14 protein-coding genes are annotated in these 13,000 nt (G+C 39.1%); 4 read left to right on the top strand and 10 right to left on the bottom strand.

The window, feature by feature from the left end:
* Nucleotides 1-163 precede the first annotated feature (163 nt).
* Nucleotides 164-1,171 carry a helix-turn-helix transcriptional regulator gene (locus J690_RS24465; protein ID WP_032035536.1) on the bottom strand — a complete coding sequence of 336 codons (1,008 nt, stop codon included), beginning with the start codon at nt 1,169-1,171 and terminating at the stop codon, nt 164-166.
* A gap of 225 nt (nt 1,172-1,396) precedes the next feature.
* Between J690_RS24465 and J690_RS09835 the strand changes: the two genes are divergently transcribed.
* From J690_RS09835 to J690_RS09820, 4 genes are read left to right on the top strand one after another with little or no spacing between them, the layout of a single operon-like run.
* Complete coding sequence (locus tag J690_RS09835) at nt 1,397-2,947, top strand: circularly permuted type 2 ATP-grasp protein (protein WP_032005405.1); 1,551 nt, start codon at nt 1,397-1,399, stop codon at nt 2,945-2,947.
* 22 nt (nt 2,948-2,969) lie between these two features.
* Nucleotides 2,970-3,566, top strand: coding sequence for an alpha-E domain-containing protein (locus tag J690_RS09830; RefSeq protein ID WP_032035534.1), 597 nt, complete (start codon nt 2,970-2,972; stop codon nt 3,564-3,566).
* 2 nt (nt 3,567-3,568) lie between these two features.
* The gene (locus J690_RS09825) at nt 3,569-4,348 is read left to right on the top strand and encodes a transglutaminase family protein (protein ID WP_017480828.1); all 780 of its coding nucleotides are present in this window, start codon (nt 3,569-3,571) and stop codon (nt 4,346-4,348) included.
* 16 nt (nt 4,349-4,364) lie between these two features.
* Entirely contained in the window at nt 4,365-5,099 is a 735-nt protein-coding gene (locus tag J690_RS09820) for a proteasome-type protease (RefSeq protein WP_002119721.1), read from the top strand.
* Nucleotides 5,100-5,158: 59 nt separating this feature from the next.
* Here the strand turns inward: J690_RS09820 and alr are convergent, their stop codons facing one another.
* From alr to cyoB, 9 genes are all read right to left on the bottom strand, one after another.
* Nucleotides 5,159-6,229 carry an alanine racemase gene (gene alr, locus J690_RS09815; RefSeq protein WP_017480829.1) on the bottom strand — a complete coding sequence of 357 codons (1,071 nt, stop codon included), beginning with the start codon at nt 6,227-6,229 and terminating at the stop codon, nt 5,159-5,161.
* 32 nt (nt 6,230-6,261) lie between these two features.
* On the bottom strand, nt 6,262-7,707 hold the full coding sequence (gene dnaB, locus J690_RS09810; protein WP_002119718.1) for a replicative DNA helicase: 1,446 nt from the start codon (nt 7,705-7,707) through the stop codon (nt 6,262-6,264).
* 197 nt (nt 7,708-7,904) lie between these two features.
* Nucleotides 7,905-8,351 carry a 50S ribosomal protein L9 gene (rplI, locus tag J690_RS09805; RefSeq protein WP_000382591.1) on the bottom strand — a complete coding sequence of 149 codons (447 nt, stop codon included), beginning with the start codon at nt 8,349-8,351 and terminating at the stop codon, nt 7,905-7,907.
* 8 nt (nt 8,352-8,359) lie between these two features.
* Nucleotides 8,360-8,587 carry a 30S ribosomal protein S18 gene (rpsR, locus tag J690_RS09800; protein WP_000090661.1) on the bottom strand — a complete coding sequence of 76 codons (228 nt, stop codon included), beginning with the start codon at nt 8,585-8,587 and terminating at the stop codon, nt 8,360-8,362.
* An 11-nt stretch (nt 8,588-8,598) separates the two neighbouring features.
* Entirely contained in the window at nt 8,599-8,982 is a 384-nt protein-coding gene (rpsF, locus tag J690_RS09795) for a 30S ribosomal protein S6 (protein WP_002119610.1), read from the bottom strand.
* A gap of 181 nt (nt 8,983-9,163) precedes the next feature.
* Complete coding sequence (cyoE, locus tag J690_RS09790) at nt 9,164-10,042, bottom strand: heme o synthase (protein ID WP_005073589.1); 879 nt, start codon at nt 10,040-10,042, stop codon at nt 9,164-9,166.
* A gap of 10 nt (nt 10,043-10,052) precedes the next feature.
* The gene (locus tag J690_RS09785) at nt 10,053-10,382 is read right to left on the bottom strand and encodes a cytochrome o ubiquinol oxidase subunit IV (protein ID WP_032035530.1); all 330 of its coding nucleotides are present in this window, start codon (nt 10,380-10,382) and stop codon (nt 10,053-10,055) included.
* Complete coding sequence (gene cyoC, locus J690_RS09780; RefSeq protein ID WP_002119759.1) at nt 10,382-11,002, bottom strand: cytochrome o ubiquinol oxidase subunit III; 621 nt, start codon at nt 11,000-11,002, stop codon at nt 10,382-10,384. The genes J690_RS09785 and cyoC overlap by 1 nt, the downstream gene beginning before the upstream one ends.
* 4 nt (nt 11,003-11,006) lie before the next feature.
* Nucleotides 11,007-12,998, bottom strand: coding sequence for a cytochrome o ubiquinol oxidase subunit I (gene cyoB / locus J690_RS09775; RefSeq protein WP_005068497.1), 1,992 nt, complete (start codon nt 12,996-12,998; stop codon nt 11,007-11,009).
* Between the last annotated feature and the right edge of the window lie 2 nt (nt 12,999-13,000).

The raw sequence follows: 13,000 nt of genomic DNA, 5'->3' as shown, positions 1-13,000 counted from the left end.
ATGCCAATGCTCATGTTCAAAATAGCGCAAAAGAAAGAGTAGATCAGTTTTGGTGGGGGAAAACACATTGGTCTGAAAACAAGTAAAAATATAAGAACAATATAAAATTAAGAAAATTATAATTCAAAATCTAAAGAGAACCTTACGGTTCTCTTTTTTATATCTATTTATTCTCAGTTTCAATTTCTCGCACAGCATTATGTACTTGTACTGGCTCAATATGCAGTAATTTCTTACCAAAACTACGTAGCCACCATACTAGTTGAGATGTAAAAGGTACGGTCGCTGAAACTTCTACAATATTTTCTTCAAGTGGAGTAATGGTTTGGTCTTTACTTAACTGACTTTCATAAAAGGTTTTCGCAGTTTGTTCCGTTATGGTTAAGGTGAGCTGAATTGATTCAGTTGGTTGGTTATAGTCCACTCTAAAGCCTAAAGCCCCCGAGTCAATATAATGATCAATATCAAAATTAACTGGATGCAGTGCTCGACTGTCTAATACTTTTGCTGATTTAAAACGGTGCAGAGCAAATGTTTGTACTTCAGTTTTGTCATGTCGTGTGCAAATTAAATAAATGACTGCACCTTTTTGTACCAAAGCCAAAGGATTTAAAACATAAGTTCTGTCTTCACCCTGATTGACTCGTGCCCGATAAACACATTCTATTTGCTTGTCTTGGAGCAAGCCTTCATAAATTGCTTGTTGAGCATTTCGGTCAACTACAGGTGGAATTAACGGTTGGCTTGCCGGAACAATACGTACACGGTTAATCCACTGTCTCACATTATTTTGTGTAGAGAGACTACGTTTGGCCAAATCGAACCATGGGCCCATCTCATCAAGCAGGCTCGGAGGAAGGAGGGGCTTAAGGTGCTCCTCAACCATCATAAAGGTTACCGCTTGAGAACTTGTCATGTGAGGTAAGCTTTGAATAGGTGCATCTGATTGCCACCGCCAGCCTTGAGGTACGGCTTTATTGCTCTCTATCGGAAAACGCTGAGCAATTTGATTTAAGTCACGCTGAATAGTCCTTAAACTAATATCAATACCTTCACGCTCAAGCATTTCTTGCAATTCTCGAGTCCCGATCCATTTGCCGGTCGGTAGGCGAGACAAGATCTGCCATTGGCGATACAAACTATTCGAAGTTTCTTTTTCTATTACAGACATAAGCGTAATACATCTATATCCAATTGCTTTGGTGTCAACACAATAAAAAATCTTTACAGATTTAGCAAGTTTGTCAGATTCAGTTTATAGCCCATTGGGTAAACGATGATAAGATTTAGAAGAAAGTTATAACAATGATGCCGTACAAGTATTACAGATATATAAGTGGCACTGAAATTGCTTATTTAAAAATGAAATATAGATAAATGATAAGACGAGGTGGTTATGTCAGAACAAGAGCATGAATTACATCTAGATAATGATTTTTTTATACAAGAGCAGACAACAACAGCACTCATTAACCCAACCTCTTTTTTAGAACATATTTCTGTGCAAACTAATCTCTTTGAGCAACTTAAATCACAGTTCTTTAATGAGATGCTTGATGATGTAACATCAAATGGTGCAGCTTCTAAAAAAATTGAACAATGGTTGAGCATCCGTACTTTAGATGAGTTAAAGGAGTTAAATACCCAAGCAAAACAGCATTTTCTTTATCATGGGATTACTTTTAATGTTTATGGCGATAAAGAAGGAACGGAGCGCACTATTCCTTTTGATTTAATTCCAAGAGTAATCGAGAAAAAACAATGGGAAAAAATTGCCTCAGGCTGTGCACAGCGTGTTAAAGCATTAAATTATTTCCTAGATGATATTTATCATGGACAACATATTTTAAAAGAACAAATCATTCCCGAAGAACAAATTATGGGAAATGATGCTTTTCAACCCCATATGCTTAAACATTCTTTAAAAGGAAAAATTTATTCACAAATTAGCGGGATCGATATTATCCGTGATGGTGAAGGGGAGTTTTTTGTATTAGAAGACAATTTGAGAACACCTTCTGGGGTGTCTTATATGATTGAGAGCCGAAATATTAGCCAGAAATTAATGCCTGAGCTATGTACAGCTAATAATTTACAGGGGATTGAGCATTATCCAAAACTTTTAAAAGAAATATTGCAAGAAAATTCTTCTGCAGATCAACCTTTTATTGTGGTGCTAACACCAGGGCGTTTTAATAGTGCTTATTATGAGCACGCTTTTCTAGCACGTGAAATGGATGTGCCATTGGTTACAAATCGGGATTTATTTGTAGAAAATGATCAAGTATTTGTCAAAACTATTCGTGGGCGTCAAAAAGTAGACGTAATTTACCGCCGTTTAGATGATGACTTTCTAGATCCTTTAGCATTTCGACCAGACAGTGCTTTAGGCGTAGCAGGTCTTATGTCTGCTTATTTACAAAAAAATGTCGTGATTGCAAATGCACCTGGAACGGGTGTGGCTGATGATAAATCTATCTATCCTTATGTAGATCAAATGATTCAATATTATTTAGATGAAACACCAATTCTAAAAAATGTACCCACTTATCAGTGCCGTAAAGAAGAACACTTAGACTATGTACTCTCTAATCTTGATCAATTAGTCGTTAAGGAAGCACAAGGTTCGGGCGGATATGGCATGTTGATTGGACCTAAAGCAAGCTCATGCGAAATTGATGACTTTAGAAAAAAATTGATTGCGATGCCTCATATGTATATTGCACAACCTACCTTAGCTTTATCTGTCGCTCCAACTTTAACAACAGGCGGAGTAGCGGAACGTCATATTGATTTGCGTCCATTTGTGTTGAGCTCACCTTATCGTACAGAGATTGTACCCGGTGGTTTAACACGCGTAGCTATGCAAGCTGGCTCTTTGGTCGTAAATTCATCTCAAGGTGGCGGTATAAAAGATACATGGGTTGTTGAAACATTACATTCCTGATTGTGGGTTAAAGAGGAACTTTATGGTTTTACTCAATTCGAGTGCGCATCAAATATATTGGTTGGGTCGATATTTGATGCGAGTTAAATTTGCAGCCTCTCATTTACCCTTTACAGAAGATGAGAAAGCAACAAGATTTGCAGCAGCATTTGGTTTGGTCATAGAAAATGCTGAATTACTAAATCACTATATGTTAGACAAGAAGCAAACATTTTCATTACTGAACCAGCTCATTATTGCTAAAGATAATATTCAGGAACTAAGAGGTATTTTGTCATCACATGCTTATGCAGAATTAAATAATGTGATTAATACGCTTCAAGCTCAACCTGATGCATTGAGTAAAGCAGTCGAACAATGCACACGAATACTAGAAGCGGAACATGAAGATGTTCGTTTATTTTTGCATTTAGGCCAAAAAATAGAGCAATTTGATATAGAACTGCGTTTTGGTGAAGATTTATCTGTTCTCATATCAGAGCTAGATACTATGGTGCAACAGCTCGCTAATTTGAATTGGGAAAATATAAATGAAAATTGGCAAGCACTAAAGCAGCAACTTACGTGGGACGCTTATTATACTTTTACACAGCAGTTGGAAAATATGTTTGAGGGCTGATTATGAAATTGATGGTTAATCATCAAACGCATTATAGCTATACTGAAACTGCTCGGAACAGCATTCAGTATATTAAAATGATGCCTCAAACATCGCCTCACCAACATGTTATGAATTGGGCAATTAGCGTGCCGGGTGATAAAACAATAAAGAGAGATATATTTAACAATGTATGGATGACGGCTAGTCAGCGTTATCCATATCAACATCTTACATTTATGGCCCAAGGAATTGTTGAGCTTCGAAATGTAGAACTAGGTTGTGTAGATCTCTCTACACCTACAAATTTGTTTTTGCAGATGACAGGTGCAACTCGATGTGATTCGGAAATGTTGGACTTTGCTAAAAATATTGTAGTGGTTAGGGATCGACAGCATATTGCGTTATTAAGCGAATATATCTTGCAAAAAATACTTTATCAGCCTGAAAGTACTTCGGTTCAGACAACTGCGATCGAAGCATTTCATGCTGGTCAAGGTGTATGCCAAGATCATGCTCACATTTTAATTGCGATGTGTCGTGCGCTACAATTACCTGCACGTTATGTCTCTGGTTATCTATTTGATCAAAACTATCCGCACCTTGCCAGTCACGCTTGGGCGGAGGTATTTTTAGAAAATCAGTGGTATTGTTTTGATGTAAGCAATCAGTTGTTTACACCCAAACATCATATCTACCTTGCAGTAGGACGTGACTATCTTGATGTGGCACCTATTCGTGGCATAAGAGAGCAAGGTGGAGTTGAGAATATGATGTCTGTGGTTCAAGTGTTGGCATGTTGAATGTAAAGAGAATGAAATGACCTATTGTTGTGCGTTAAGATTGGAACAAGGTTTAGTGTTTATTAGTGACACAAGAACCAATGCAGGAGTTGACCATATTTCTGTGTTCCGAAAACTGCATACTTTCGGCGTTACCGGAGAACGTTTTATTGCCTTGCAAACTGCAGGTAACTTAGCAACAACGCAAGCTGTTATAGGTCATTTACAAAATGCCCTGACTTTGCAGCAAGAGCCTAATTTATATAGTGTTAATACGATGTTTGAGGCGGCTGAACTAATTGGTAAAACCTTAAAAACTGTTTTAGAGGATATTAGTTCGGACACCCAAGAACAAATGAATTATGCCTGTAGTATTTTGGTGGGTGGGCAGATTAAGGGTGGTGACATGCAACTTTATAATGTTTATCCACAAGGCAATTTCATTTGCGCAACTACAGATACACCTTATTTCCAAATAGGTGAAAGTAAATATGGAAAGCCTATTCTGGATCGAGCTTTATATTATGCAATGCCACTAGACGACGCATTACGTTGTAGCCTGATTTCTTTTGATTCGACTTTGCGCTCAAATGTTTCGGTTGGCTTACCACTTGATGCATTGGTATACATTAAAGATAGCTTTGTTATCCCTATGGGAAAACGAATAACTGAAGATGATCCTTATTTCTCACAGATTAGTAAACAATGGTCAGATACTCTTCGTCGGGGATTACAGGAAATGCCAAAGCCTACAGATGATTACTGGCGATAAATTTTGAATGTTTACATAAAAAAATCCAAGCATGCTTGGATTTTTTTATATTTTATTATTTAAGTGCTTTTACGAGTGGGGCGATTGCTTAATCGACAGAGTAACTCATATCCTATCGTTCCGTTTGCATCCGCAACATCATCAACTAGGCGATGCGGACCCCAGAGTTCAACTGGAGTGCCTAATTTTACTTGCTTGCCTGTCACGTCAATTGCAATCATATCCATGCTCACGCGCCCTACAACCGCACAGAGTTGTTTATCGATAGCGACATAGTTTTGTTTAATATAAGCTCGTGGATAACCATCACCGTAACCTATAGAAACAATTGCAATATCCATTGCTTGCGTGGCGCAGAAAGTTGATCCATAACCGACATGTTCATTAGTTTGAATATGATTGAGTGCAATCACTTCTGCTGAAAAAGTCATCACTGGTTTTAAGTCAAGATCATGGACTGTTTTATCTGCAAAAGGCGAGGCGCCGTAAAGCATGATACCCGGACGAACATAATCAAAATGTAACTCTGGCCATTTATAAATAGCAGCAGAGTTACAGCAAGAAGCTAACACTGGATCACAAGCTTGTTTAACCTGTAGAAATTGTTGTTTTTGTTGCTCGTTAAGTGGATGGTCTACATCTGCATTTGCGAAATGCATCGCAAGTACACAAGTAAATCCTTCAGATTTTAAAGTCTTAATAACTTCAATAATTTCTGGATTTTTAAAACCTAACCGGTTCATCCCACTATTAAGTTTCACCCAGACTTTTAAGCCTTGGCTGATGTATGCTTGTTTGTGTTTAATCAACCATTCAAATTGTTGTGGATGGTGAATGACACATTCAAATTTTTGTTTAATCGCAATTGGCATTTCATCTTCAGAAAATACCCCTTCAATTAAAGTAACAGGTTGTTGAAATCCGAGTTCACGGATTTCCAGACCTTCTTGTAGGCAGGCGACACCAAAGGCATCTGATGCATTTAAGGCTGCTAAACAGTCTTTGATTCCATGTCCATAAGCATTGGCTTTTACCATACTTACAATTTTTGAATTTGTTGCAAGTTGTTTGACACGGTTTAAGTTATATTGAATTGCATTGCGGTCAATATAAACTGTTGCTTGGCGCACCCTCATTTACTCCTTTGGGCTAGAGATAGAGCTTATTCTTCATCATCATATTGGCTGTAATACTCAGGAGAGAGATTACTAAATCGAGTATATTGACCTTCAAAAGCAAGACGAACTGAACCAATTGGACCGTTACGCTGCTTACCAATAATAATTTCTGCAGTGCCGGCTTCTTTTGATTCTTTGTTATAAACCTCATCACGGTAAATAAACATAATTAAGTCGGCATCCTGCTCGATCGCACCGGATTCACGTAAGTCGGACATTACAGGACGTTTATTTGGACGGTTTTCCAGACTTCGGTTAAGCTGGGAAAGTGCAATAACAGGACATTGCATTTCTTTCGCTAACGCTTTTAAGCTACGTGAAATTTCCGAGATCTCGCCTACACGGTTATCACCCATGCCTGGGACTTTCATGAGCTGCAAGTAATCGACCATGATACAACCGATTTTACCATCATGCATTTTGGCAACACGACGAGCACGGGCACGGAGTTCAGTTGGAGGTAGGGCAGATGAGTCATCAATATACAGATGCATTTGCTGAAGCTGCAAAATTGTACCAGTCACTTTGGTCCATTCATCTGCATCGAGGTTACCAGAGCGTAAATGTCCTTGATGGACTTTACCCATTGCGGAAATAAGACGCATCGCAATCGAGTCTGCTGGCATCTCCATTGAAAAGACCAGAGCAGGTAACTTGTTATATTGCAAAACACTCTCAACCAGATTCATGGCAAAAGTAGTTTTACCCATCGATGGACGTGCAGCAACAATAATTAAGTCACCAGGTTGCATACCAGATGTTTTATTATCAAGTTCTAAGAAGCCAGTCGTTAAACCTGTAATATTGCCATCTAATTTTGAAAGCTCATCAAGCTTACTAATTACGTCTGCGGTAACAGAACTAATAGATTTTGGACCAGCATCTTTTTTATTGTTATTGTGCTGTTCTGCTAATGAGAAAATACTTGTTTCAGCTAAGTCTAAAATTTCACTAACACCGCGGCCTTTCGTGTCATAAGCATTTTGTAAAATTTCAGTACTAACTTTAATCATGCTACGAAGCGTAGAAAATTCTTTAATTTTAGTAGCATAAGTTTCTAAGTTATAGAAACTTGAAGGTGAGTCAGCCATGAGCTGCATTAAATATTCTTCGCCACCGATAGCATCAAGTAAATTTTGTTTTAAGAGCCAGTCACTTACTAAGACAGCATCATAGGGTGAGTTTTCTTGTGCTAATTTCTCGATTGCACGAAAAATATATTTATGGCGAGTCGCGTAAAAATCATTTTCTTTGAGTACATCGTTAACTTGTTCGAAAGATTCGGCAACTGTCATCAGGGCAGCTAGAACAGCCTGTTCAATAGCTAAATTGTGTGGGGGAGTGCGAAACTCTTTAAGTTGGCCTGATTCACTCGTTTTATTTTCTGTTGGAGATGAAAGCGCTAAAGAAGTGGCATTCGCCTGAGACATAATTAGACCTGATGATAAAGAAAGGTGTACACAAAGAGGCTATAAAGCCGAGAACTATCTTAAAACAAAATTAAATAAACTACCTAATTAAAAAACCAATTAAACTGAAGAACTGATCAGGAATTAATATATCTTATTTTAAAATTTGAAACATAAAAAAAGAGCATGCAAAAGCATGCTCTTTTTTTGATGAGAAATTACTCAGATACGATAGTAACGAGAACTTCTGCAACAACATCATGGTGCAATTGGATTGCGATGTTGAATTCACCAGTGTGACGAAGCGCGCCATTTGGTAAACGAACTTCTGCACGGTCAACTGTAAGACCAGCATTCGTTAATGCGTCAGCGATGTCACGAGTACCGATAGAACCGAAGAGTTTACCTTCGTCACCAGCTTTAGCAGTGATAACGATGTTAACTTCATTCAATTGTTCAGCACGTGCTTGAGCAGCAGCTAAAACTTCAGCTTCTTGCTTCTCAAGTTCAGCACGACGAGCTTCAAAAGCAGCAGTGTTAGCTTCAGTAGCTGCAACTGCTTTACCTTGAGGGATAAGGAAGTTACGGCCGTAACCAGCTTTAACTGATACTTTATCGCCTAATTTACCAAGGTTCTTAATGCGTTGTAATAAGATAACGTCCACAGATCACCTCACTTATGGTTGTCAGTGTACGGAATCAAAGACAAATAGCGAGCTTGTTTGATAGCAAGTGCTAATTGACGTTGATAACGAGCTTTAGTACCAGTGATACGGCTAGGAACAATCTTGCCGTTTTCAGTGATGTACTGTTTTAAAGTGTCGATATCTTTGTAGTCGATGTACGCAACATTCTCAGCTGTAAAGCGGCAGAACTTGCGACGACGGTAAAAACGTGCCATTGATGTTCTCCTTATTCAGCTTCTTGAGCAACTTGCTGTGCTTCTTCGCGTTGAGCTTTACGCGCACGCTTTTCTTCAGCACTCTTAGCAAGCAATGACTCTTCAGTGATTGCGTGTTCACGACGGATGATAAGGTTACGAATGATCGCGTCGTTATAACGGAATAATTCTTCTAACTCATCAAGCGTAGTTTGACCACATTCAACATTCATAAGAATGTAGTGCGCTTTGTGAATTTTGTTAATTGGGTAAGCCAATTGACGACGGCCCCAATCTTCTAAACGGTGAATTTGACCTTCAGCTTCTTTGATCTGAGAGATATAGCGTTCAACCATACCTACCACTTGATCGCTTTGGTCTGGGTGTACCAAAAGTACGATTTCGTAATGACGCATTGTCAGCTCCTTACGGTTTAAACAGCCCCTAATAAAAAAATTAGAAGCAAGGAGTCATAACTTAATAAGTTATGTCGCAAAAATTGCGAAGGCTGAATTATAGGTAAAAGTTCGACTAAAAACAAATCTTTTGATCAGAAAAGTAAAACTTCTTTACTATAAAGAGGAAATCCTCTCTTGTTTAAAAGAGAGGAAGATTTGGAGCAGGGGATTGATAGGTAAAGCTAAAGCTCAAACTTAACAGGGTAATTAATATGACCGAGTACAGGAAAAAACGTTTAGCCCACAATTGATCATTTACGGCTTTAAATCCAATAACTGATAAATATAACCAATATGCAGTCAAAGCATTAAAGGTAATTAAAAAGAATACATTGGTATAGCCAAAACAATATAACCCATTTAAAACAGCTGCAAATAATAGGATATAGATTACACATTCAATTTTCGTACGATAAATAGAACGTGCTACAGGCAAAATTGGAATTCCCGCATTTTTGTAATCATCAAAACGATAAATTGCAATTGCCCAAGAGTGAGGCATTTGCCATAAAGCGTATGCTAAAAACAAAAGCAAGGCTGCCACATCAAATTGATGAGTTACTGCTGTATAACCAATAACAGGAGGGCTCGCTCCGGAGATACTACCAATGACGGTTTGATGGATTGAAGTACGTTTGGTCCACAAGCTATAAAAACCGACATAGACAATAAAACCAATCATTGCAAACAAAAATGCATAACCATTTACACCGAACCACAAAATGCTAAAACCAATTACTCCAAGCACTAATGCATATATCAGCGCAACAGTAGGAGAGATTGTTTTTTTAACAAGTGCACGGTTTTGAGTGCGCTGCATCTTTGTATCAATATCTTGATCTATAACATTATTAACTACACAACCAGAAGCCACAACTAAAGTTGTTCCAAGTAGGGTGAGAAGTAATAATAAGATGTCTATAGAGCCTTGGGCGGCTAAGAAAAAGCCGCCCAAGGTGGTAATGAAATTACCGAAGAGAATTCCTGGTTTAGTCAGGAATAGATATTTTCTCAACATGACAATCAGTTTAGATCATCATATTGTAGTGAAGGTAATTCATAATCCACACAGAACCGATTAAAAGTACGGCGATACATAGGATTGTGTAGATGAATGCAATCATATTCCAACGTTGTTCAGATGATGTATTCATGTGTAGGAAGTACACAAGTTGTACAAGAACCTGAGCAACCGCAGTGATTGCAATCACTGTAACTAAAAGACCACGACTGAAACCACCCGCCATCCCCATCCCGAAAGGGATGATGGTGAGGATAACAGAAAGGATAAATCCAACAGTGTATTGCTTAAAGTTACCGTGTGACGCACCAGCAGCATTATGCTCATGACTACTCATTAGAGAACTCCCAGTAAGTAAACGACGCTGAATACACAGATCCAAACGATGTCAAGGAAGTGCCAGAACAAGCTTAAGCAAGCAAGACGACGTGTATTCGGTAAAGTCAAACCTTTAGTTTTAATTTGATACATTAATACAAGCATCCACACTAAACCAGAAGTTACGTGGATACCGTGTGTACCAACCAAAGTAAAGAACGATGATAAGAATGCACTGTGAGTTGGACCGTGGCCTTCATGTACAAGGTGATGGAATTCATAGACTTCCATTCCAATGAACGATGCACCAAAAAGGAATGTAATAAATAACCAAGTGATAACTTGATTTACATTCTTTTTATAAGATGCAAGTACAGCAAAACCAAAGGTTACCGATGAAATCAATAAGGCAAATGTTTCAGTTAACACGAAGCCTAATGAGTCATGGAATAGGTCATATGCGCTTGGAGTGCCTGCTGGAACATGACTGCTTAATACAGCGAACGCAATGAAGAGTGATCCGAAAAGAATCAAGTCACTCATCAAGTATGTCCAGAAACCAAAAACCGTTAAGTCGGTATCATCATGTTCATGATGACCGTCATGGCCGTGGTTGTCGTGATGAAGTACTTCAGCCATTTCCTTAGTCCTTCTTCAAGTGTTTTTCAAGTAAAGCATAGCGTTCGTTTTCAATACGCTCAACTTCAGCAGCAGGAACGTAGTAGTCAACATTCTTAGTGAATGAGCTTACGATCAAGCTAACAACAGCTGCAACGAATGAAACAACAACGAGCCACCAAATATGCCAGATGAGTGCAAAGCCAAGAAGAGTAATGAACATTGCAATGACAAAACCAGCAGCACGATCAGTCGGCATGTGGATGTCTTCATATTTAGTGTTACGTGCGTATGCTACACCATTTTCTTTGTCAGTCCAGAAACGGTCGATACCGCTTGCATCTGGTTCATGCGCAAAGTTATAGAACGGAGCAGGGGAAGAGGTCGCCCATTCAAGCGTACGAGCATCCCATGGATCGCCAGTAAGGTCCATGTTGTCTTTACGTTGTAAGAAACCAACGATGATTTGCATTAAGAAACATGCAATACCAATCGCAACAAGAACAGCACCAAATAATGCAATCGCAAGGTACGGATCCCATTCAGGGTTGTCATATGTATTCAAACGACGAGTCATACCCATGAAACCAAGGATATAAAGTGGCATGAATGCAAAATAGAAACCGAAGAACCAGAACCAGAACGCAGCTTTACCCCATGCTTCGTTGAGCTTCCAACCAAACATTTTTGGCCAGTAGTAAATGATGCCGGCAAACATACCAAACACCACACCACCAATAATTACGTTATGGAAGTGAGCGATCAAGAATAATGAGTTGTGTACCAAGAAGTCCGCAGGTGGAACAGCCATAAGTACACCAGTTAAACCACCGATACCGAATGTTACAAGGAAGCCAAGCGTCCATAACATTGGAGTAGTAAAGGTGATGCGACCTTTATACATAGTGAATAACCAAGAGAAGATTTTCACACCAGTAGGAATCGCAATAACCATGGTCATGATACCGAAGAACGCGTTAACGTTCGCACCAGCACCCATGGTGAAGAAGTGGTGAAGCCATACAACGAACGCAAGAACAGTAATCGCGATAGTTGCATACACCATAGACTTGTAACCGAACAACGCTTTACGAGAGAAGGTTGCAACGATTTCTGAGTATAGACCAAATGCTGGTAATACCAAGATATATACTTCAGGGTGACCCCATGTCCAGATCAAGTTCACATAAAGCATTGGGCTACCGCCAAGCTCATTTGTGAAGAAATGGAAGCCGAAGTAACGGTCAAGAGTAAGCATTGCAAGAGTACCTGTTAATACAGGGAATGATGCAATGATTAATACAGCCGTACAAAGTGAAGTCCATGTGAAAATAGGCATGTCCATTAATTTCATGCCAGGCGCACGCATTTTGATGATGGTAACGAAGAAGTTAACACCAGATAAAAGCGTACCTAGACCAGAAACCTGAAGTGCCCAGATATAGTAATCGACACCTACACCAGGAGAATATTGAATGCCAGATAGAGGAGGGTAAGCCATCCAACCAGTCGCAGCAAATTCACCTAATACAAGTGAAAGCATCATTAAACCAGCAGCACCAGCGAATAACCAGAAGCTTAAAGAGTTCAATAATGGGAAAGCAACGTCGCGAGCACCAATCTGTAAAGGTACAGAGATGTTCATCATACCTACAACGAGACCCATTGCTACGAAGAAGATCATGATTACACCGTGTGCGGTGAAGATCTGGTCATAGTGGTCAGGATGTAGATAACCTTCGCCGCCGCCTTTAGCGAGGAAAAGTTGTAAACGCATCATGATCGCATCGGCGAAACCACGCAGAAGCATGACAACAGATACGATGATATACATGATACCAATCTTTTTATGGTCTACCGTAATAAACCACTCATTCCACAAATATCCCCATTTTTTGAAATAGGTGATACCGCCAAGCACTGCAATTGCACCAATTGCCATAAGGACCATGGTGACAAGTACGATTGGCTCTGTCGGGATAGAGTCCCAACCCAGTTTACCAAAAATCATATCCATGT

It is taken from the genome of Acinetobacter sp. 742879, assembly GCF_000588535.1.
Classification (GTDB): Bacteria; Pseudomonadota; Gammaproteobacteria; order Pseudomonadales; family Moraxellaceae; genus Acinetobacter; species Acinetobacter pittii.
The sequence above is the reverse complement of the archived record's forward strand: the minus strand, read 5'-3'. Positions and strand labels throughout refer to the sequence as shown.